The sequence below is a fragment of the Candidatus Zixiibacteriota bacterium genome (assembly GCA_014728145.1).
GTDB lineage: Bacteria > Zixibacteria > MSB-5A5 > JAABVY01 > JAABVY01 > WJMC01.
The window spans coordinates 34,789-57,168 of sequence record WJMC01000062.1 but is presented as its reverse complement, the minus strand read 5'-3'; the positions used below and the strand labels follow the sequence as shown (position 1 = coordinate 57,168).

General features: G+C 49.5%; 15 protein-coding genes. 9 read left to right on the top strand and 6 right to left on the bottom strand.

The genetic code is table 11. The features are described from left to right. Nucleotides 1-329: 329 nt before the first annotated feature. From miaB to GF404_03745, 4 genes are all read left to right on the top strand, one after another. Nucleotides 330-1,619: a tRNA (N6-isopentenyl adenosine(37)-C2)-methylthiotransferase MiaB gene (gene miaB, locus GF404_03760; GenBank protein ID MBD3381296.1), complete on the top strand. Its 1,290-nt coding sequence runs from the start codon at nucleotides 330-332 to the stop codon at nucleotides 1,617-1,619. Nucleotides 1,620-1,623: 4 nt separating this feature from the next. Further along, nucleotides 1,624-4,503 carry a response regulator gene (locus tag GF404_03755; protein MBD3381295.1) on the top strand — a complete coding sequence of 960 codons (2,880 nt, stop codon included), beginning with the start codon at nucleotides 1,624-1,626 and terminating at the stop codon, nucleotides 4,501-4,503. Nucleotides 4,504-4,622: 119 nt separating this feature from the next. Beyond that, complete coding sequence (locus GF404_03750; GenBank protein MBD3381294.1) at nucleotides 4,623-5,930, top strand: HDOD domain-containing protein; 1,308 nt, start codon at nucleotides 4,623-4,625, stop codon at nucleotides 5,928-5,930. Between the two features lie 128 nt (nucleotides 5,931-6,058). Next, nucleotides 6,059-7,558, top strand: coding sequence for a leucyl aminopeptidase (locus GF404_03745; GenBank protein MBD3381293.1), 1,500 nt, complete (start codon nucleotides 6,059-6,061; stop codon nucleotides 7,556-7,558). Between the two features lie 46 nt (nucleotides 7,559-7,604). Here the strand turns inward: GF404_03745 and GF404_03740 are convergent, their stop codons facing one another. From GF404_03740 to GF404_03725, 4 genes are all read right to left on the bottom strand, one after another. Beyond that, entirely contained in the window at nucleotides 7,605-8,591 is a 987-nt protein-coding gene (locus GF404_03740) for a hypothetical protein (GenBank protein MBD3381292.1), read from the bottom strand. 162 nt (nucleotides 8,592-8,753) lie between these two features. Continuing rightward, nucleotides 8,754-12,377, bottom strand: a complete 3,624-nt coding sequence (gene nifJ / locus GF404_03735; GenBank protein ID MBD3381291.1) for a pyruvate:ferredoxin (flavodoxin) oxidoreductase — start codon at nucleotides 12,375-12,377, stop codon at nucleotides 8,754-8,756. Nucleotides 12,378-12,439: 62 nt separating this feature from the next. Further along, nucleotides 12,440-12,994 (bottom strand): dCTP deaminase, encoded by a 555-nt coding sequence (locus tag GF404_03730; protein MBD3381290.1) that lies wholly within the window; start codon nucleotides 12,992-12,994, stop codon nucleotides 12,440-12,442. Between the two features lie 32 nt (nucleotides 12,995-13,026). Next, nucleotides 13,027-13,467, bottom strand: coding sequence for an Rrf2 family transcriptional regulator (locus tag GF404_03725; protein ID MBD3381289.1), 441 nt, complete (start codon nucleotides 13,465-13,467; stop codon nucleotides 13,027-13,029). A gap of 245 nt (nucleotides 13,468-13,712) precedes the next feature. On the opposite strand from GF404_03725, the gene GF404_03720 reads away from it, so the two are divergent. Genes GF404_03720 through lipA form a run of 4 tightly spaced genes read left to right on the top strand, consistent with a single transcriptional unit; the run spans nucleotide 13,713 to nucleotide 18,893 of the window. Beyond that, complete coding sequence (locus GF404_03720) at nucleotides 13,713-16,454, top strand: FAD-binding protein (GenBank protein MBD3381288.1); 2,742 nt, start codon at nucleotides 13,713-13,715, stop codon at nucleotides 16,452-16,454. A gap of 12 nt (nucleotides 16,455-16,466) precedes the next feature. Next, nucleotides 16,467-17,015, top strand: coding sequence for a cob(I)yrinic acid a,c-diamide adenosyltransferase (cobO, locus tag GF404_03715; GenBank protein MBD3381287.1), 549 nt, complete (start codon nucleotides 16,467-16,469; stop codon nucleotides 17,013-17,015). A 54-nt stretch (nucleotides 17,016-17,069) separates the two neighbouring features. After that, entirely contained in the window at nucleotides 17,070-18,008 is a 939-nt protein-coding gene (gene trxB, locus GF404_03710; protein MBD3381286.1) for a thioredoxin-disulfide reductase, read from the top strand. Between the two features lie 6 nt (nucleotides 18,009-18,014). Continuing rightward, a complete protein-coding gene (lipA, locus tag GF404_03705; protein ID MBD3381285.1) occupies nucleotides 18,015-18,893 on the top strand; it encodes a lipoyl synthase in 879 nt (292 codons plus the stop codon). Between the two features lie 20 nt (nucleotides 18,894-18,913). Here the strand turns inward: lipA and GF404_03700 are convergent, their stop codons facing one another. Then, nucleotides 18,914-19,456: a hypothetical protein gene (locus GF404_03700; protein ID MBD3381284.1), complete on the bottom strand. Its 543-nt coding sequence runs from the start codon at nucleotides 19,454-19,456 to the stop codon at nucleotides 18,914-18,916. Between the two features lie 168 nt (nucleotides 19,457-19,624). Between GF404_03700 and GF404_03695 the strand changes: the two genes are divergently transcribed. Next, on the top strand, nucleotides 19,625-21,199 hold the full coding sequence (locus GF404_03695) for a response regulator (GenBank protein ID MBD3381283.1): 1,575 nt from the start codon (nucleotides 19,625-19,627) through the stop codon (nucleotides 21,197-21,199). A gap of 4 nt (nucleotides 21,200-21,203) precedes the next feature. Here GF404_03695 and GF404_03690 read toward each other — a convergent pair whose 3' ends face one another. Next, entirely contained in the window at nucleotides 21,204-22,304 is a 1,101-nt protein-coding gene (locus GF404_03690; GenBank protein MBD3381282.1) for a site-2 protease family protein, read from the bottom strand. Nucleotides 22,305-22,380 lie beyond the last annotated feature (76 nt).

Here is a 22,380-nt window from a genome sequence, read left to right as displayed (position 1 = left end):
AATTAATGCCTGGACTATATGTAAGCGCGGCTTACTCGGTCGCGCTTTTTATATTTCTATGGTGTAAAAAGTATTTGCCGCCGGTATAAAAAGCCTTATCTTTTCTTTATGTTTCCCGGGCTTTTACTTATACTGATTGGTGCACTGATATTACTGAATAATCTTGGAGTGCTCGAGGGCGGTTTCTGGAAATGGTTCTGGCCGCTGGTGTTAATTATTATCGGTGTTTACATTATCTTGAAACAGGATAAAAAGGGCTAACGGCTGTTCATTCAGGTCCGTTTTCGGAATCTGAATCTCGCATTTTACTTCCCGGGTGAGTAACGGATATGAAAAAGTACTATCTCGAGACATATGGATGTCAGATGAACGAGTATGATTCGCATCTGGTTGAGCGATTGCTGAATTCCCGCGGGCTTGTCAGAGCCGACAGGGAAGAGGATGCTGATCTGGTGATACTGAACACATGCTCGGTACGCCATAAGGCGGAGGAGCGTGCCCTCGGAAGGATTCGCAGTATAACCTCCAACGGCCATCCCAGGCAGGTCGCTGTAATTGGATGTATGGCTCAGAGGATGGGAGATCGGTTGCTTGATGCCAACCCGAATGTTCGTTTTGTGCTGGGAACCACACGCTTTACTCAGCTGGCCGAACTGGTGGCAGAAGAACTCGATTCACCGGTAGTCGATACCTCTGGAATCGACGATCAAATCGAATTCCCGGCGCTGGAAGGCCGAAGCAGTCTGTCGGAGTATGTCACGATAATGAGGGGCTGTAACAACTTCTGTACTTACTGTATCGTGCCTCATGTACGCGGACGTGAACGCTGTCGAGCTCCCGAAAATATAATCGCGGAAGTCAATCAACTGGAACAATCCGGGGTACGTGAGATCTGGCTTCTGGGGCAGAACGTCAATTCGTACCGTCATGAACAGCTCGATTTCGTAGCGTTGCTGAAAATGATTCTGCAAAATACCGAAGTTCCCAGGATCAGGTTCTTGACCTCTCATCCCAGGGACTTCTCGGAAGAGTTGATCGAGATCATGGCTTCATCTGATCGTATTTGTTCCGGGATTCACCTTCCGCTTCAGTCCGGATCCAATCCGGTTTTAAAACGCATGAACCGCAGGTACACAATCGAAGATTACGCCGGAAAAGTTGAGCTTTTGAAGAAAATGATTCCCGATGTGGTCCTGACAACTGATATCATTGTCGGCTTTCCCGGCGAAACTCGCGTTGATTTTGAGCGCACTCTCGAAGCTGTCCGCAAGCTCGAGTATGATTCCGCATTCATGTTTCGTTATTCGGTGCGGGAGACAACGAAAGCGGCCGGTTTCAAAGACGATGTCCCCGAAACGGAGAAGCTGTCCCGACTGGAGGAATTGATCGATACGCAGAAAAGCATTTCCGAGAAGCGCATGGCTTCCCGGGTCGGTTCGGTCCAGGAGGTGCTGATCGAAAAGAGCGCGCGTCATGACGAAGCTGACGGCCTGGGTAAAAACGAAGGTGGGTTGAATTGCGTTGTCAGACAAACTGCCGGTTCTATCGGAAATCTGGTTAAAGCAAAGATAGTAGATTCAACATATACGACGTTAATCGGTGAGAGAATTCGGGGGTAGCTGTATGGATACGGCGTATTATTTCATAGAGGCTTTTATCGCGATGGTTTTCGCGATTGTGACAGTCTCGATTTCAGGCCGTCTGCATGAAGCGGGCATAAGACATACCGGCTGGATGATGGCTGGTTTTCTGGTCGTCTTCGTGGTTGATATAGTCTCGGCATTAATGAGTTACGAGGTTATCTCCACAATGATTGTCCCGCGTGCAGTCGAGATTATTTCAATTACCTCCATAGCCCTCAGGATTAGCGGGTGGCTTGTTGTTTTGATAGCGGTATTTTTCTCGTTTAAAAAACTGATAAATAACCGGGCACGGGATCTTGAAAAAAAGGACCGTCTCGAATTTCTCGACTCGATCCATGACAGCGCTAACCAGGCGGTTACCCTTATCGAGCTCCTTAATTTCTCCGTCAGGCAGATCGTCGAGGAGACCTCAGCTGATTATGGCGCGGTGTTTATCCACAATCCCAACCAGCAAAAATTGATTCTTGCGGTTCATCAGGATCTTCCCCGAGAGCTTGAGAAAAGTTTAGAACTCATCGACAGTCCATCCAGCCTGTTCTATCGCGCGCAGTCATCCGGGAGACCGCAGTCGATCGGGAATGTTTCCGATGCAGATCGGACAACCTCTCAGATGCTTGCGGGTTCATCCTGCAAGTCCTTGATTGCAATCCCCTTGATTTCGCGTGGAGGTGTGACCGGAGTGATCGCTTTATTCTCGGAACGCGAATATTTCTTCGACCGTCGCAGGATGCAACTGGCGGTTTCAGCCGCTAACATTATCGGTCCGGCTGTAGCCTCGTTTCGGATGGAGCGTGACCTTCGAGATTACCAGGGCAGATATGAGGAATTTAGAAAGAGCGGAGAGTTTGCGCGTAAAGCCCTGGGTGCGCTCAATAATACCCGTGATCTGGGTAAATCGATGCAATCACTTTTACGCATTTTCGCGAATCGCTTTAATGCCGAGGCGGCACGGATTTTTAAGATCGAAAGCAACGGTCTTCATACGCTTGTTACCATGGGAACACAGCCTGACCTTCCCCATGATCTCACGGATCATTATTACAAGTCGATACGCAATAAAAAATCGCTGATTATCCGCTCCGACACTCCGGAAGGGGCATTCAAGACTATGGTATTGCCGTCGGCGCCGGGTTCAGCCAATGCTTTCGTGACAGTAATGTACTGTGGTGTCGATTATCCGGATTTCGAGTCTGCTGATATAGAGGCGATTAAAATCTACCTGCGCATTTTCGATCTTTTGGTCAAAACGAACGAACACGGTACGCAACTGTCCCGCCTGACTCGTGTACCGGCGGAGTTCGAGGATATACGTTCCCATGATAAACTGCTCGAGGTCCTCCAGAAGTGCATGACCTGGTTCGGCATAGACGTAAAAAACGGGCTTTTGGCAAAAGTCAACCTGGAGGCCGGGAATTATTCATTCAAGGCTGTACTCGACAGCAAAAACTGTCCGCTGACCGGGCGTACCTACAATTTCGATTCGCGCCGGATGGTGCGCTTGTTCATGTCAGACGACCTGATGCTTTTGGAAGACACGAATCTATTCGACAGCCTCGTGGCCGACTCAAGGAGTACCGAGCTCAAGAGCCTGATAGCTGAATTCAGGCAGGCTGAAAACCAGAGGTTGTATCTTCTGCCATTGAATATATCTGCCAGTCGCTATAACCTCTTTTTGACGGTGCCTGAAAATCCACTCGGTAAAGTCGGGCTCAAGTCAGTCTGGCCGGTTATCGACCAGGCGCTCAAACTTGCCCTGAACAGAATGGAGCATTACGAACTCAAAAAACTGCCGGGAGTTAAGCTCAAAACTGAAGAGATGGAGGAGTTGAACTATGTCAACAATATCCTGACCGGAATTTTGGGTAATGCCCAGTTGCTGGCTTTCGGTATGAAAAACGAAGATCTCGAGAACAAACACCAGGTGCTTTTAAACCTCGACAAGATCGCCGATGAAGCTTTCCGTGCCGGCCGGCTGATCCAGAAACTGCAGGAACGCACCGAGATAATCGAAGAGGCCGCGCCACCCAGGTCATCGATCGATTCCGTACTCAAGTCGATGACCCAAAACATGTCAGATAATCATCGCAACCGTATCGGTCTCAGGGACCATCCAGATCTCTATTTCGATTGCCTGCCCGAAAGCGAGGCGATTACCCCGCTCGATGACAACAAAGTACGTTCCTTGTTCAGCAGTTTGTTTAACTATGTCAGAAAGAAATGGCAACCCGAAGAAGAATTGTCCATCAGGCTTTTAGATACTGATCGGGGGATATTTTTCGTCGTCAGTGAAACCGTTTTGGGCGATGTGGCTATCGACATCGAGAGTTACAGGTACCTGCCGTTGAAAGAGTTCCCTGACCGCGAAGTCGCACGAGATGACGATATCAGCTATTGTTTTGACGATTTGGATGGTCGTGGTCGAGTACTGGTTTTGAGATTTCCCCGACTGCCGGCAGTTCGTAAACGTCGCACCGTGAGACCGGATAAAATGTCGGTGCTGGCTATCGACGACCAGGAAATGATCCGTGACCTGCTGTCGAGTATGCTGAGTGAATTAGGCTATGCTTATGATATTTTCCCTGATGGTACCAGCGGTCTTCAAGCTTATGAACGTAATCACTATGACCTGTTGATTACCGATCTGGGACTTCCCGATCTCGACGGCTGGGAGGTCGCCCGTCGTATACGCCGTAAAAACCCGGAAATCCCGGTTATAATTATCTCCGGATGGGGGATTGAAGAAGCCCAGCGCAAAGCTCCCGACGATCTCGCTGACTACATCCTGTCCAAGCCTTTCAGAATGGAACAGCTGGGCGAGATGATCAAGGCGGCCGTAAAAAAACACCTGCCGGCATCTTGAATCATCTGATGACACTATTTCTGAAATTCTAATCATTTGTCCCCTATTATCGGTTTCCCTGATAAACAATGCTGTTTTTCTACCGATAGAAATACTGAACACTGGAAACAAGGTAGCTTATGCCTAAATTAGATCTGCTTTCCCGCCTGGAAAAAGTCGATGAAGTTTTTAGTCTCCCGCAGACTCTTCTGGAGGTTCTCCAGGCAGTTGAGGGTGATGACTGGTCAGCCAAGGCGATAGCTTCGGTGATCTCCAAGGATCCCGGCCTGACTGCTCACATTCTGCGGATGGCAAACTCGACATATTATCGCCAGAGCGCGGAGATCTCGACAGTCAATCGGGCTGTTGTTGTTCTCGGGGCATCTATGGTCAAATGCCTGGCATTGTCAATCGCCATCTTTACTCCACCCAAACAATCTAAAGAAAAGTTCACCTTTGATATACAAGGTCTGTATACACATTTTTTGAGTACCGCGATCTCTGCCAAGTATCTGGCCGAGATGACCGGTGCTACCAAATCGGAGGAAGCCTTTACCGCCGGTCTGCTTCACGATATCGGTATGATATTTATGCTCAAGGCCGCACCGAAGGAGTATCTCGAGATTCTCGACAAACATGATTCCGGGTTGCCGCTGGTAGAGATGGAGCGCGAGGCGTTTGATACCGATCATGCTGAAATAGGTTACCTGATAAGCAGGCGCTGGCAACTGCCCTCCACTTTGCAGAATGCGATTGGCAATCATCATAGAATCATCAATTACAAGCAATATGATAATTACGACGGACTGGATCGTATCGTCGCTTTAGCAAATCTGCTCAATCGTCATTTCTTTTCGGCTTCCGGCAGGATTCTGGAGCAGTCGATTCAGGACATTAACGCCCTGGCTCAATCTCTTGAGGTGACCCAGGAGATGCTGTCGGAAGTAAATGAAAAGATTTTCCAGGAGACTTTCCAGGCCGCGGAGCATCTCGGTATAGAGTGCGGCGATCCGATTAAACTTCTGGAAAAAGCCAATAAGCAGTTGATGCAAACCTATGTAACCATCGAGAATCTATTCAGACAGCGCCAGGATCTCTCACGCCGGATAATCGAGGAAGAACGCAAGCTGGGTGCAATGAAATCCAAAAACATCGCCGTGGCAACGCTTTCTCACTATCTCAATAACGCCGCTACGGTGATCTCCGGGAGGATCCAGCTAATTGCGCGCCTGATGCAGGAGGGAATGGTCTCGGATACTCAAAATAAGCTCGGACCGGCCCTCGACGTAATCGATTCCTCACTGACTAAGATTCTGGCTGTGCTGGAAGAGCTGAAGTCTCTGACGGATCTGGAAGATGCCAACTTCTACGTGCATTCCAGTGCTATCAATATCGATGATAACATCGAACGGCGTATGAAGACCATGAAGCAACGCCAGATGAGTTGATCATTTTTATTCTCGATTCATTCTGATTTACTCCCCCGCAATTTAATATTGTAATCACGTTCTTTTCGATTATCTTAAATGTCTGGTATTCAGGATTTGAAAATAACAATAAAGATATAGTCGGAGGAATGATGCAATTTAAATCACATACCCAGGCACCTGCCAGGCTGAAGTCGGACTGCATGGTAATCCCGCTGTTTTCCGATGATGCCAGAAGCAATCAACATCTCAAGGCCCTGCCCAAAAATATTGAAAATCGCGTAAAGTCTATGGTCTCAAGGGGAGTCTTGAGTGGCAAAGCGGGCGAGACGGTGTACCTTCAGGATGATTCCATCAAAAACACCGATATGCTGTTGATTTGCGGAGCAGGTTCTGTTAAGCAAATCGATCGTGAAAGCCTGCGTGTTTTCGGCGGTAACATGATTACCGCTCTAAAAAACCGCAAGTTCAAAACTGTCAGTTTGCTGATCCCGGATAAGTTCAATATGGATAAAGATCATTCGGCCATGTCACAGTCGATTGTCGAGGGTATAGTTCTCGGCTCTTATGAATATACGCGTTACAAGGATGCTAAGCAGAGGAGCAAATGGCCTGAACGGATCGTTTTGATTGCTCCGCAAAAGACCAACAAACCTTCGTTTGAAGATGGCATAAAAACCGGCAGGATAGCAGGCTGGGGCCAGAATCTCTCGCGCGAACTGATCGGGCATCCATCAAACTATCTTACCCCGCAGGAGATGGCGCGGGTTTGTCGCAACCTCGCCAAACAGTATAAGTTCCAGTGCAAGGTGTTATCGGAGGCGCAGATCGCTCGTCTCAAGATGAACTGCCTGCTGGCGGTCAATGCCGGGTCTGATAAACCGGTGCATTTCATCATCATGAGCTACAAGGGTCCGCGGGCTCCCCAGAAACCGGTTTGCCTGGTAGGTAAGGGGATAACTTTTGATTCAGGTGGAATCTCGATCAAACCTGCAGCTAACATGGACGAGATGAAAGGTGACATGGGCGGTGCCGCCTGCGTGATAGCCTCGATCGCTTCTGCCGCCCAGCTGAAGCTTCCGGTCAACCTGGTGGCGCTGGTTCCGACTACCGAGAATCTGCCCTCGGGGTCTGCATACAAGCCGGGCGATGTATTGACTGCGTTAAATGGTGTCACTGTGGAAGTGCTCAATACTGATGCCGAGGGTCGCTTGATACTTGCTGACGCGCTGGCGTATTCGCACAGGCTGAAACCGGCCGCCATCATTGACGTGGCGACTTTGACCGGAGCGGCCAAAATCGCTCTCGGATTTGCCGCCGCCGCGTTTTTTGTCAATAACGATAAACTGCGCAAACAGTTTAACCAGGCTGCCGATAATTCGGGGGAGAGGATCTGGGAGATGCCTCTCTGGAAGGATTACCAGGAGCAGATTAAGTCTTCTATCGCGGATATTAAAAATACAGGCGGACGACCGGCCGGAACCTGTACCGCCGCCGCTTTTCTTAATAACTTCACCGGTGATTTCCCCTGGGCTCATATCGACATGGCCGCTCTCGATGTCGAATACAAGGGGGGAGCATATAAACCGAAAGGCTCTTCCGGCTACGGTGTCAGGCTGATTCTGGAGTTCTTGCGCAACTGGAAATAAAAAAAGCCACCCGATTTTGAGCGGCTTCAAATACAGTCAAATTTATCTAATGCGACCAGGCTGGATTGATATCCGATCCCGGTCCGGAGATGCGCTTCATCCCGGAACCATCCAGGTTAACCGTGTAGATCGAGCCGTTGGAGGTCGAAAACGCCAGCTTTTTGGAGTCGGGTGACCAGGTCGGATTGCCGGTCAGCCACAAACCCTCCTCAGGTTTTGTGACCAGACGAGTATTTTCGAGTTTGTTGTCGCAGACATATACTCCATCAGTTTTCAGAAAAGCGATCTTCTTTCCATCGGGAGACCACGCCGGCGAACTCGCATCGCCGGTCTTTTGGGCCATTTCGAGCAGTTCTCCGGATGTCATCGCAATTTCATCGCTGGGAGTTATCACCAAACCTTTTTTCTTCAACTGCATATTGTCGAGTACGGCGAGCACGAAACAGACCTCGCCTCCATCAGGAGATATACAGGGCATCAAGGGCATGAAATCAAGTGTGTCCTCGGGTAGCTCGAGGTAATGGCTTTCCAGTGTACTGGTATTGTACAAGCCTACCGCGTAATCCATCATGGTAGCATCCACATTATTTGCCATGTAATCAAAGATGAAGCAGATCAAATCACCATTCGCGGACCAGTCCGGAGATTGTGAACCGAGATTGTTGGTAAAACCCATGTAAAAATTATCGCTTGTGCCAATGCTGTCTGTGTAGGCATAGAAGAGATCATACAGGTAATGGTAACCGCCACCTCCGCCCGGATATTTAATGTCGACTTTACCCTGCCTGGCAAAGGCGAGCTTCTCGCCATCTGGCGACCATGTCAAACGGCCTTTAGCATTAGCAATGCCGGCCACCCAGGGGCGTTGCCCGGTGCCGTCGGCATTCATCAACCAGACGTCATCATTTCTGATAAATGCTATCTTGCCATCGGATTTCGATTGCGAATCAGCTGTGGTGAACATGAAGGTCGTTAGAATAAAAGCTGAAAGTAAAATCAGTCCTGAAAATCTTACCAGTCTCTTGTTCTTCATCTGCAGTCCTTTCGTTTTTCATTTATACAATCGAACCCTCTCGAGTTGCCGATTTTTTGACTATATAACATTTTTCGGCCGAAGTCAATCTGATTTTAACCTGTTGGCAGACAACAAAAAAGGCAGTCTCGTCGAGACTGCCTTTTTTGAATTAATATATTCTTATTCACTCACTTTTGCGAAAGTGTAATCCATTTCCGACATCTGTTTGTAGATATTCCAGCGACGCTTGGCATCCTGCTGAGCCAGCTTCATAAGTGCGGCCGCGCGATCCGGATTGATCGCCTTCAGCGAACGCCAGCGGTTTTCGGAATAAGCGTATTCTTCGTACGGAATCTTCGGCTCTTTGGAATCGAGCTGAAGCGGATTTTTACCTTCATGGGCAAGGGCTGGATTGTATCGATAGAGAATCCAGTGTCCCGAATCGACAGCCTTCTGCTGTTCATCGAGCCCTTTGATCATGTTGAACCCGTGCGCGATACAGTGAGAGTAGGCGATGATGATCGACGGTCCATTGTAGGACTCGGCTTCCACAAATGCCTTGATTGTCTGGTTGAGACTGGCTCCCATCGCTACCTGAGCGACATAGACATCGCCGTAAGCCATCATCATCATCCCCAGATCCTTTTTCATCGAGGGACGACCCGCCGCGGCGAACTGTGCGGTAGCCCCACGCGGTGTCGCCTTTGACATCTGACCGCCGGTGTTGGAATAAACTTCCGTATCCAGTACCAGGACGTTGACATCACGGCCGGAGGCCATCACATGATCGAGACCGCCATAGCCGATATCGTACGCCCATCCGTCTCCACCGATCGCCCAGACAGACTTCTTGACCAGGTAGTCGGCCACGGTATGCAGTGACTGAGCGCTGTCGGTATCCATGCCTTTTAGTTTCTTCTTGAGGTTTTCCACTCTCTCACGCTGGAGCTCGATACCCATCGGAGTCGACTGGTCTGCGTTCGCGATCTCATCATAAGCTTCGGGGACAACCTTGCGTAAGAGTTCAAGAGCGAACTCAGTCATCTTGTCGACAGTCAGGCGCATACCGAACGCGAACTCAGCGTTGTCTTCGAACAAAGAATTCGACCAGGCCGGTCCACGGCCGTCATCGCGCTGAGCAAAAGGCGTGGTCGGAAGGTTACCGCCGTAAATCGAGGAACATCCGGTGGCGTTACCCATCAATGCACGATCTCCGAACAGCTGGGAGACCAGCTTGACATACGGCGTCTCACCGCATCCGGCACATGCCCCGGAGAATTCGAACAAGGGTCGCACGAACTGACTGCCTTTTACCGTAGTAATTTTGTACCTCTCCGGATCGGTTTCAGGAATCGTCAGGAAGTACTCCCAGTTCTCGCGTTCACGTTCACGAAGCGGGGGCTGGAATTCCATATTGACCGCCCTGCGGCCGGTCTTGTTACCGTCGGCATCTTTCTCATGCGCGGGGCAGACCTCGACACAGAGCTGGCATCCAGTGCAATCTTCCGGGGCGACCTGGAGCGTGTACTTCATGCCCTTGACGTTTTTACCGCCTTTGGCATCGACTGATTTCCAGCCCTCGGGTGCGTCATCCAGATATTTTGGATCATAGATCTTCGGACGAATCGTAGCATGCGGACAGACAAATGAACAGAATCCACACTGGGTGCAGATATCCGGTTCCCAGACCGGAATATCGACCGCGATATTGCGCTTCTCGTACTGCGTGGTCGCGGTCGGATAAGAGCCGTCATCGGGAAACGCCGAGACCGGAAGCTTATCTCCACGGCCTGCAATGATTTCAGCAGTGACATTCTTGACAAACTCCGGAGCGTGATCCGGAACGATCGGGGGCATGCTGATTTCGCTGGTGACCTTGTTTGGATAATCGACTTTATGATAATTCTTCAAGGCCGTATCGACCGCGTCGTAGTTCATCTGCACGATCTTTTCGCCCTTGCGACCGTATGTCTTCTTGATTGCTTTCTTGATCTCTTCGACCGCCCTGTCTTTCGGGAGGATTTCAGAAATCGCGAAGAAAGCGGTCTGCATGATCATGTTGATACGGGACCCGAGGCCGAGTTCCTTGGCCAGGTGGATACCATCAATGACATAGAAGTCTAACTTTTTATCTATGATCTGCTTCTGGACTTCCTTCGGCATCTTGTCCCAGACTTCGTTGGCGCTATACGGGCTGTTTAACAGGAACGTTCCGCCTTCAACAAGGTTGGAAAGCATGTCGTATTTTTCCAGAAATGAGAAGTTGTGACAGGCGACGAATTTAGCTTTCGTAATCAGGTACGGTCTCTGGATAGGGTTAGGTCCGAAACGGACATGAGAGACCGTGACAGCACCAGCCTTCTTGGAGTCGTAGACGAAATAACCCTGGGCGTAATTGTCGGTGTTCTCGCCGATGATCTTGATCGAGTTCTTGTTGGCACCGACAGTGCCGTCCGAACCGAGACCATAGAACAAGCCCCGGAAGACATCGTCCCCCTCGATATCAAAATCGTTGTCCCAATCGAGGCTGTGGAAGGTGACATCGTCTTTGATACCGACCGAGAAATGATTCAACGTTTCGTCTTTTTTGAGATTGTCAAAGACCGACTTTGCCATACCGGCATTGTATTCCGCCGAGCCGAGGCCGTAGCGGCCGCCGACTACCAGCGGGCGTTTCTTGAACTTGGTCCAGCCGGCCAGCATAGCTTCGTCAATAGCCGCCTGCACATCGGTATAGAGAGGTTCGCCCAGTGAACCGGGCTCCTTGGTGCGATCCAGTACGGCAATCTTTTTGACAGTAGATGGCAGAGCTTCAGCCAGATGCTTGATCGAGAAGGGGCGATAGAGCCTGACTTTGATCAAGCCGACTTTTTCGCCCTGCTGATTGAGATGATTGACCACTTCATGAGTTGTTTCAGAGCCGGTACCCATCATTATGACTACATGCTCAGCCTCAGGGTCGCCATAGTACTGGAAAAGTTTGTATTCGCGGCCGACGACCTGCTTGAATTTGTCCATCTGTTCCTGGACGATATCCGGAGTGGCGGCGTAATATTTGTTAACGGTTTCACGAGACGCGAAGAAAACATCCGGATTCTGTGAAGTGCCCTTGATAGTAGGATGTTCCGGGCTGAGAGCGCGGTCCTTATGGCGCTTGATCAGTTCATAGGGAAGAAGCGCGCGCATATCGTTAAACGAAATTTCCTCTACCTTGGAAACCTCATGAGAAGTCCTGAAGCCGTCAAAGAAATGTACAAACGGCACCTGGCTCTTGAGGGCGGAAGCCTGTGCCACCAGTGCCAGGTCCATAACTTCCTGCACCGAACCGGAAGCCATCAGACCGAATCCGGTCGAACGGGTAGCCATGACGTCCGAGTGATCGCCGAAAATCGAAAGCGCGTGAGTCGCAACTGCGCGGGCCGAAACATGAAATACCGTCGGGGTCAATTCGCCGGCGATTTTAAACATGTTCGGAATCATCAGAAGCAGACCCTGGGAAGCTGTGAAAGTCGTTGTCAATGAACCGGTGGTGATCGCGCCGTGGACTGCGCCTGAAGCGCCGCCTTCTGACTGCATCTCCACCACGTTTGGAATTGTGCCCCAGATATTGGTCTCACCCGCGGCTGATTTTGCATCGGCCATCTCACCCATATTGGATGACGGTGTGATAGGATAAATCGCTATGACTTCGTTGGTAGCGTGAGCGACATAAGCGGCCGCTGTGTTACCATCGATCGTAACCGTTCTGCGCTTGGCACTCGACTTTGAAACCTCTTCAGTCTCCTGGAATTTTGTTTCTGCCATATCTATTTATCTCCCTTTAATTAATTGATTGTTCGTTTTAAGACTTCTAATATATACGCAGATTATATTCGCGGAAGAGTAATATTTCTCTGTTTTTGATATTTCCCCTTTTTATCGCCGTATGAGACCTCACAGACTTCATCGGCCTCTAAAAACAGAATTTGAGCAATTCCTTCATTGGCGTAGACTTTCGCCGGAAGGGGAGTGGTGTTGGATATCTCCAGCGTGGCATGACCTTCCCATTCCGGTTCGAAGGGGGTCACATTGACGATGATACCGCATCGCGCGTATGTCGATTTTCCCAGGCAAAGCGTCAGCACATTGCGCGGAATCTTGAAGTATTCCACCGTCCTTGCCAGCGCGAAACTGTTGGGCGGTATCAAAATAGACTTGGCCTTGACCTCCATGAGCATCGAGGCAGAAAATTTCTTGGGATCAACTATGTCGGAATTGACATTCGTGAAAATCATGAATTCGTCGGATACTCGAATATCATAGCCGTATGACGATAGCCCGTAGGATATCTTTTTGCTGCGTATCTGCTTGGATGAAAACGGTTTGATCATCTCGGCGTCACGAGCCATGCGGCGTATCCAGCGGTCGGATTTTATCGGCATAATTGTTAACCTTGCTTTCCCTGCAAATTGATTTAATTGGAATTAATCTCTGAAGTTATATTAGGATCGGATTTCCATTTCAACATGTCAGCCAACGTGTATTTGTCAAACTGGTCGTGGATACATTTCAAAGTCAGGTGCAATAGATACCGCACCGGACAATGATCGCTCTTATCACATTCACGATGATCATGGACACATTTCGAGAGAAAGTATGGTCCCTGGATTGTTTCCACCAGTTCCCTGACCGAAATCTCCTCAGGTGAACGAGCAAGTGTAAAACCACCTTTGACGCCGCGGTGTGATTTTATTATTCCCGCCCGGGAAAGAGACTGAAAGATTTTAGCAAGAAATTTTTCCGGTACATTCTGTGATTGTGAAATCTCCGAGAGAGGTACTATCCGGTTGTCCTCCTGCTCGGCAAGGTACAAAACTCCATACAATCCATAGTCTTCAGCTTTGGTAAATCTCATGTCAACTTACCCTTCACTCCTGTATTTTGTTGTGCGGCATATATTTGTGGAAACCTGCCGTCCACTCGCGATATCCCGTCTCTTGACTTCCTGTTCTCTGCGACTCAAAGGAAATAATATATATTTTGACCTGTTTAGTGTCAAGCTATTGTTTGAGCTTTCATTCACAAACTTGTTAACGTATTATATTGTAATTGGAAGGTTTACGGCTTATCATGTCGCTGTAGGTGTGCGTATAATCTGATATGAAAACTTCTGTTATAAACCGATTAAAGAGTCTATTGGGTACGAATAACGTGCTCACGTCTCAACCTGTACTTGAGGCTTACGCTTCCGACGCTTCGATCTATCGGGGGAATCCTCGGGTGGTACTGATACCCAAAGAGGAAAGACGCCTGAAGGAAGCTGTCAAGGTACTGCTTGCCAACGGTCACTCCATAACTCCCCGCGGGGCCGGAACGGGACTGGCCGGTGGTGCTGTCGGTGATGATGTCATCATCGATTTATCCCGTCTTAACCGTGTCATTCGATGCGATACCCTTAAGCAGACCGTCGAGGTTCAATCCGGGATTGTCTACGAAAAGTTAAATAGATACCTGGCGCCGTTAAAGCTCTTTTTTCCACCAGATCCCTCCTCCGGCGATACCTGCGAAATCGGTGGAATGCTGGGCAATAATTCTTCCGGTGCTCGCTCCGTTAAATATGGCACTACGCGGGAATACGTTGAAGAGATAAACCTGATTTTACCTGACGGAAGGCCGTTTACTGCCCGCGATTATAAACTCGACTCATCTGAGATCAAAGATTTGTTTAACAACTACCCTGAATTCGAGAAGATTTATAAACTGATCGATGGCAACCGGGAGGAAATCCTGGCATCATACCCACGCGTCAAAAAAAATGTTTGTGGTTATGACCTCAAGACGATGGTGGAAAAACTCGAGCAGGGGATCTTTGCCCTGCCGCAACTTTTCGTCGGCTCGGAGGGGAGCCTGGGGCTGTTTATCTCCGCCAGGCTGAGGCTATTGCCGTTACCAAAATCGAAGATGACCTGCCTGATTCTGTTTAAGCACCTGGCCGATGTCGGTCATGCTACCCTCGATTTCCTCGAACTCAAGCCGGCCGGCCTGGAATTGATCGATGGTAACACGCTTGACCTGATTGGCCGTGAACGTTTCGATCTGCCACCATCGGCCGAGGCGATGCTGATTGTGGAGTTTGACGATCCGCCCTTTGATGAAACCGTGGAGAACCTGAAAAGCTTCCTGTGTAAATACGAACTTTCCGGTGAGCCTGTGTTCGAAACCGATCCCAAGCGGCAGGCCAGCCTGTGGGATGCCCGCAAGGCGATAGTCCCGACCCTCTATCGTCTCGACAGCGAAGCCCGCCCCTGGGGATTCATCGAGGATGCCGCTGTACCGTCGGAGAATATGCCGGAATTTATTATGTTTCTTAATGATCTCTTCCGAAGGAACAACCTGACTTGCGGGATCTTTGGTCATATCGGCGACGGCAACCTGCATGTCCGTCCGGCCATCAACCTCTCCACCCTGGAGGGTCAGAAGCTGGCACGGAACATCTACGATCAAACCTATGAAAAAATTTTCGAATTGGGCGGGTCGGCAACCGCTGAGCATGGTGACGGTCGTCTGCGGGCAGAAGTTATCGAACAACAGTATGGCCACAGGGTCTACAACTTGTTCGGCAGGATAAAAGAGCTTCTGGATCCGGAACATCTCGCCAATCCGGATGTGCTGGTATCGAAGAAAAGCTTCATCGACCACATCGACGTCGAAAAAGTTGTGCGCGAATGTGCCGCCTGTGGTAAATGCAACGCGTATTGTCCCAGCTACGCTGTCAATGGTTGTGAGAATATGTCGGCCCGGGGCTGGGTGCGGGTGATGCTCGCTGGAGATTTCAATGCCGCAAAAAGCGCGCGCGAACTGGACGGGTGCCTGAACTGCAAAAACTGCGCCATGGTATGCCCGGCGGGGGTGGATGTTTCTGAATATGTTACCTTCAGGCGTGGAGAGACCCGTACTTTCTGGGGCAATCGTATCTTCAACCGCATGCGCGACCCGATAAAATTTGAGAATATGGTAAAATTAAATGGTCTGTTCTTGCGCATGATGGATAACCGCTTGATGAGACCGCTGTTGTCCTTGGCTTCTTCGCCCCTGGTCAAGCTCGATACGAAGCGTTATCTGCCCAGGATCGCAAAGAAGTCCCTGCGCGAGAGGTACTCCCGTTTGACCGAAACCAGCGGTAATGAAGTAGCTTACTTCTACGGCTGTGCAGATAACCTGCTTCAGTCCCGCACCGGATCCGCCCTGATAGCTCTACTGGAGGAATACGGGTACGACCTGGCATTGCCGGAGCAAAAATGTTGCGGGATGCCTCAGCAGACCTACGGATATTCCGAATATGAACGCGAACACGCGATCTACAACCTCGAGTCACTCGACCGCTTTAAACATATCGTTTTTTCATGCGCCACCTGCCTGGGCGAGGTGTTGTCATATCCGCGCCTGTTCAAAAAAGGTGAACGTCATTATGATATTGCGCGAAGTGTGGCTTCAAAATGCTATGACATTTCTGAGTTTATCCTCAGGCATGTGGATCTGAAATTCGACCAGCATGGACAGATGCCGGTAAAAATCAGTTTCCATCAGCCCTGCCATTTGCGCGAAGCCGGGCGGGTAGATTCCGCTCTCGAGCTGATCAGGAACCTTCCGCTGGTAAACTATATCCCTATGGAGCACTCTGATAAATGTTGCGGTTCTGCCGGTACTTTCAATGTTTTTCATTACAAAGACTCCATGAATATCTTCGAGCCAAAAAAGAAAGCTCTTAAGAGAGCTGATCCCGATCTTGTGCTGACTAATTGTCCCACCTGTATCCTGCAGTACGTGGATGCCATGAAATCTCCCGGAATCGCCTGCCACTCGGTGGAACTGATCGCCGATTTATGCGGTTTAGATGTCTAAAAAGGAGGAGTGATGAGCGAGGAGAAACAGGAAACTCACGGGCTGGTGCTGGTCAATACCGGGGACGGTAAGGGCAAAACCACGGCCGCCCTGGGATTGTGTGTCCGGGCCGCGGGGTACCAGAAGAAAGTCAAAATCGTACAGTTCATAAAAGGTACCTGGAAATATGGCGAACTGGAGGGGATCAAGCTTCTGGCTCCTTATGTAGATATGGTCCAGAAAGGGAAAGGGTTCGTCGGTATAGTCGACGACAAAGAAGATATCTCAACCCATATCCGGGCCGCCAAAGAGGCCCTCGATTACGCCCGTGAAGAGATGCTGTCCGGAAAGTACGATATAGTTATTCTGGACGAGATCAATGTCGCTGTCAATCTGAATTTGATAAGTGTGCAGGATTTGATGGAGCTTGTCGACCAGAAACCGCCCAAACTTCACCTGATGCTGACCGGGCGCAATGCCCCCGGGGAATTGATCGACCGGGCCGACCTGGTGACTGAGATGCGCGAGGTCAAACATCCCTTCCAGAAGGGAATCCTGGCCCAGCAGGCGGTTGACTATTGATTCTCTGTCACAATTGACTATATTTCCCGGCAATGAAACAAAGGAGTTGGACTGATGAATACTGACTATGACATCATAATAGTAGGTGGTGGTCCGGGCGGGCTGACTGCCGGCCTCTACGGCGCTCGTGCCAATCTGAAAGTACTGCTTCTGGAGAAAGCTCTTCCCGGCGGACAAATCGCCAACACCCATGAGGTCGAGGATTACCCGGGATTCGAATTGATCTCAGGACCGGAGCTGGCCGCCAAGATGGAACAGCATGCTAAAAAATTCGGTCTCGAAGTTCAAAACGGGGCAGTCAAAGAAGTTTATTGTGAAGGCGATGATCGAGTTGTGGTTACCGATGATGATGCTGAATATCGTACCAGGGCCGTTATTCTTGCCACCGGTGGCTCACCCAACCTGCTTAACGTTCCCGGAGAAAAAGAACTTTCCGGAATGGGAGTGTCCTATTGCGCGATCTGTGACGGTGCTTTTTTCAAAGATCAGCACATCGTTGTTGTCGGCGGGGGGGATGCCGCTGTCGAAGAAGGGATTTTCCTGACCAAATTCGGTTCGAAGGTGACCGTGATTCATCGTCGCGATGAACTCCGTGCCGCCAAGGTTATCCAGAAAAGAGCCTTCAATAATCCCAAAATGGAATTTGTCTGGGATTCTGTGATCACGAATATCAACGGGGACAAAAAAGTCTCCTCTGTTTCACTGCGCAATGTCAAGACCGGTGAAACATCTGAACTCGAATGTGGTGCTGTCTTTATTTTCATCGGATTTGTGCCCAACAGTGATCTCGTGCGCGAAGGTCTCGAGCGCAATGAAGGCGGTTATATTATCACCAACAGCCACATGGAAACCTCGATTCCGGGAATCTATGCCTGCGGTGATGTGCGCGAACAACTGGTCAAACAGATCACAAATGCTGTCGGTGATGCCACCACGGCGGCAGTAGCGGCCGAGAAATATATCGAAGCCCTGCACGACAAGGAACTGGCATAAAACTTTATGACAGAAAATACATTGCAGAAAAAACAAAGAAAACCCGCCTGGTTCAAAATCAGGACTCCGCTGGGACAGAATTACAGCGAGGTGAAAAAACTGGTCACATCGCTCAATTTACATACTGTCTGCCAGGAAGCCAACTGCCCCAACCGGGCCGAGTGTTATGGCGAACGGACCGCGACATTTCTAATCCTGGGTGAAAACTGCACCCGGGGATGCAGTTTCTGTAATGTCAGCCGGGGGGAACCGTCGGCCGTCGATGAAGGCGAAGCCCGTAGAGTGGCCGAGGCGGTTATGAAACTGGGCCTTGAATATGCCGTAATTACTTCCGTTACCCGCGATGATTTAGCCGACGGCGGGGCGCGGGTATTCGCGGATGTTATCGAATCCATTCGCGAAATTAAACCTGGCTGTAAAGTCGAGGTGCTGATTCCTGATTTTATGGGTAGTCAGGAAGCGCTCAAAAAAGTTCTCGATGCCCGCCCGGATGTGCTCAATCATAATGTCGAAACAGTCGCCAGACTGTATCCTGAAGTCCGCGAGGGAGCGGATTATCATCGCTCTCTGCAGGTCTTCAAGCGTGCCAGTAGTTACGATTCGCGACTGCTTATCAAGTCGGGATTGATGGTCGGGCTGGGTGAGAAACTCTCAGAAATCGCAGAAGCTATGGCCGACCTTTATCATTCCGGTTGCAGGTTATTGACGGTCGGCCAGTACCTGGCGCCCTCAGAAAATCATCACCCGGTTATAAAATTCTATACACCTGAAGAATTTGGTGAACTTGAAAAAATGGCTTATCAAATCGGTTTTATGGGGGTGGTGTCCGGGCCACTGATCCGTTCATCATATCGCGCTCATTCGATGTTCCGTAAGCAGTCGTGAACCCGGTTAAACAGGAGTACTCACTTCAACCCCTTGAGGCTCTTGCGGTAGAAATCAATTTCGTTTTTAAAAAACCTGATGCGGTGCTGGTAGGCGATTTTTTCACCCGATGATATACCGCCCGATTGTAACTCCTTCTCGCGGAATTTGTCCTGGATCTGATCAAGCAGTTCGCGTAAAAAGTCAATCCGCTCGGTTATCATATTGACCAGCCGAGTATCGTCGAGACCAAGGCGGTTGGCCAGACCCAGTAGCAGATCGAACTCGAAATACTGGTCGCTCTGAACCAGTTCATCGGAGTTAACCAGTTGATCCAAAACGTCTTCGCCTTCTTTTGTGATGGAATAGATCTTCTGCGGGGGACGGCCTTTGATCGGTTTGACCTCAACTTCAACCAGATTATTCTTTAGCAGTTTACGCAATGTATAATATAAATGAGAATCCGAAAAACGGCACCAGAGATCGACTCCTTCGGAATGCAATTTATCTGCCAGATTATAAGTGTAAGTAGGTTCGGCTCTCAAATGAGCCAAAAGCAGATAATCTGTGGGAGTCAATTTCATACAAGCAATAAGTTTAATTAAAACCGGCTGTCAAGAATCTTTTTTGGGGCCTGGCTTGTGCAAAATTAACACATAATAAACACTTTCCGAATGCCGAAAATAGCTACAACAGCGCGTTTTATCGAGTCATGAAAATGTCTTGAATAAAATCATTTATAGCGGGACTTCATGGAATCAGTCATTGAAAAAATCGATGAGTACGTGGATAAATATAACATCGTCGTAGTCGACGATGAGAAATTTATCTGCGAGATCATCAAGGAAATCCTGGCCACCGAGAAAAAATATAATCCGGTCTTTTTCAACTCACCGGTCCGAGCGCTGGAATACATTCGGACCCATCCCGTCGATTTAGTCCTGACCGATTTCTTCATGGGCCGTTACAGCGGTATGGACATCCTCGAGGCGACTCAAAAATACCACCCGGAGGCGATCATTATCATGATGACCGGCCATCCGACGATCGAGAACGTGATATCAGTATTGAAACTGGGAGCCTATGACTACCTGGTCAAACCATTCAAGCTGGATACCCTCAAGCTCACGATAGAACGCGGAATCAAGACCCAGCGACTCTCACGCGAGAATTTGCACCTCAAGAGCCTTGTATCGCTTTACCAGATTTCAGAGGCTATGGGATCGACCATGCATCTCGATTCGCTTCTCGAGCTGGTCCTGGAAACGATCGTGAAGGAGTTCCAGGCGGGCCTGGTTTCGATTTCTCTCTGGGATCCTCAGCATGACAGCCTGACTTTAGAAGCCAGCTACGGTGATGACAAAGAGATTCAGGCCAATCAATTGCTCTCCGGCAAATCCGAAATCAATTACAAGGTTGTACGCGAATCCAAGCCGGAGGTCATAAACGAACTGGAGTCAAACCACGGGACTGATTCTTTGGAGCAGGGCACAACCTATCGCTCCATGGTGTGTCATCCGCTTCTGGCGCATGGAAAGGTGATTGGTACACTTAATCTGGTGCGTTGGGGACAATTCCACCTGTTCGACCTGGGCGATGTCCACATGCTCTGGATCCTGGCCTCCAAGGCGGCAATAGCTATTGAGCAGTCACGCCTATACTGCCAGCTCGAAAACGCTTATTTCGGGACCGTCCGTGCTTTTGCCAATGCTGTCGAAGCACGCGACCACTATACCCGCGGTCATACAGAAAGAGTTTATAAAATCGCCCGTATGATGGCTCGCCGGCTGAACTGGAAGACGGAGCAGATGAAGTATCTTCACATGGGCAGTATTCTCCATGATATCGGCAAGATCGGTGTGCCTGACTATGTTCTCAATAAACCGGGCAGGTTTACCAAGGAGGAATACGAGATTATGTGCCGCCACCCGGAAACCGGCGCAAAGATGCTGGAAGGGGTTCCGATGCTCGAACCGGCACTGCCGTATATACTCTATCACCATGAATGCTACGATGGTTCCGGGTATCCATTCGGCCTGAAAGGGCCGGATATCCCGATCGAGGGACGTATCATGGCCATCGCCGACACAGTCGATGCCATCCTGACCAACCGACCCTACCGTCTGGGAGCGTCAATAGATAAAGTCATCAATGAACTAAAAGAATGTAGCAACACCCAGTTTGATCCCGAGCTTGCAGAACTGTTTTTGAAAATTATCGATGAACAGCTCGAGGAATTGAATGAGGTGTACAGTTCCCTCGTTGATGAAGGCGATGATGATGAAACCTTGATTGAAGAGCCCCGAGGTAAAACCACGAAAGCTTAGGCGATTATCCTTCCACGAATCCAATAGGTACAGGCATAAAGATAACAACAAAAATCACGATCGCGAGCCATCCAAATATCAGTCGCCTGCGATCCAGCATAATGGAATCATCGAGGGTGGCCGGATGGCGCAGTTTAATAATAACAGCCGCCAGAAATGCCCACAAAAACCAGCCGTACCACCAGAATCCCATGATCAGCATGGCCACGAACATGACCAGCGCCAGCCGGAACTGCCATTTGCGTCCGAACATGGCATAAAGGACATGACCGCCGTCCAGCTGGCCGATCGGCATCATGTTCAGCATCGTAACCAGCATACCCACCCAGCCGGCAAAAATCAGAGGTGATAATACAACCTGGTAACCTTCCGGAGCAGTCGGCCCGAAGATCAAAAATAAAAGCTTGAAAGCCAAAGATTCGCCAATAAAGATAAACGATCCGTCCATCGTCATTTCCGGTATCTTTTCGACTCTTGCCGTGGAAAATCCGATGATAAGAATAACAAGGGTCGGTATCATTCCAGCCAGCGGGCCGGCAACACCGACATCGAACAATTGCCTGCGGTTGCGGAATGGTGAACGTGATTTGATAACCGCACCCAGCGTGCCGATGATAGTCGGGGCGGGAATAAAATATGGCAGGCTGACATTAGCCTTATGTTTTTTCGCCGCCAGGTAGTGACCGAACTCATGGAATAACAGTATCGGTGTTAATGACAAGGCAAAATAAACACCTTCCACCATCAGGCTGAAATCTTTGAAGATACCACTGCCGTGGCTCATGAAGCTGTAAGCGATCACCATCGAAACTACAGTAGCCGCGAATAACAGGATATTCAACCATGGTATCCTGTGTGAGGGAGCTTTAACTTCCTTCGCGACTATTAATAATGAACCACTGTCATCGTGAAAACTCAGCTTAAAACCCAGGCTGAGTGCCTGCTCGGAGGCTTTATCCTGCCAGATCGGCGGGGGAAGCCGGGGAGTCGTTTTGAATATCAGGTCGTCACCGGAATGATAGATTGCCTCGATTGCCGCGTAACCGGCGAATATCGGAACCAGCATACGGCCCGATGCCATTAATTTCTGCTTGTCTTCTTCCATTTTTTAATACTACGGTTGAAACAGGGGCAAATCTACATAAAAAAAAGGGGAAAGCAAGTAAATTGCTTTCCCCAGA

Bases quoted from the DNA above. Each gene is read 5' to 3' on its own strand.
- miaB (MBD3381296.1), top strand. From the start codon at position 330: ATGAAAAAGTACTATCTCGAGACATATGGATGTCAGATGAACGAGTAT.
- GF404_03755 (MBD3381295.1), top strand. From the start codon at position 1,624: ATGGATACGGCGTATTATTTCATAGAGGCTTTTATCGCGATGGTTTTC.
- GF404_03750 (MBD3381294.1), top strand. From the start codon at position 4,623: ATGCCTAAATTAGATCTGCTTTCCCGCCTGGAAAAAGTCGATGAAGTT.
- GF404_03745 (MBD3381293.1), top strand. From the start codon at position 6,059: ATGATGCAATTTAAATCACATACCCAGGCACCTGCCAGGCTGAAGTCG.
- GF404_03740 (MBD3381292.1), bottom strand. From the start codon at position 8,591: ATGAAGAACAAGAGACTGGTAAGATTTTCAGGACTGATTTTACTTTCA.
- nifJ (MBD3381291.1), bottom strand. From the start codon at position 12,377: ATGGCAGAAACAAAATTCCAGGAGACTGAAGAGGTTTCAAAGTCGAGT.
- GF404_03730 (MBD3381290.1), bottom strand. From the start codon at position 12,994: ATGCCGATAAAATCCGACCGCTGGATACGCCGCATGGCTCGTGACGCC.
- GF404_03725 (MBD3381289.1), bottom strand. From the start codon at position 13,467: ATGAGATTTACCAAAGCTGAAGACTATGGATTGTATGGAGTTTTGTAC.
- GF404_03720 (MBD3381288.1), top strand. From the start codon at position 13,713: ATGAAAACTTCTGTTATAAACCGATTAAAGAGTCTATTGGGTACGAAT.
- cobO (MBD3381287.1), top strand. From the start codon at position 16,467: ATGAGCGAGGAGAAACAGGAAACTCACGGGCTGGTGCTGGTCAATACC.
- trxB (MBD3381286.1), top strand. From the start codon at position 17,070: ATGAATACTGACTATGACATCATAATAGTAGGTGGTGGTCCGGGCGGG.
- lipA (MBD3381285.1), top strand. From the start codon at position 18,015: ATGACAGAAAATACATTGCAGAAAAAACAAAGAAAACCCGCCTGGTTC.
- GF404_03700 (MBD3381284.1), bottom strand. From the start codon at position 19,456: ATGAAATTGACTCCCACAGATTATCTGCTTTTGGCTCATTTGAGAGCC.
- GF404_03695 (MBD3381283.1), top strand. From the start codon at position 19,625: ATGGAATCAGTCATTGAAAAAATCGATGAGTACGTGGATAAATATAAC.
- GF404_03690 (MBD3381282.1), bottom strand. From the start codon at position 22,304: ATGGAAGAAGACAAGCAGAAATTAATGGCATCGGGCCGTATGCTGGTT.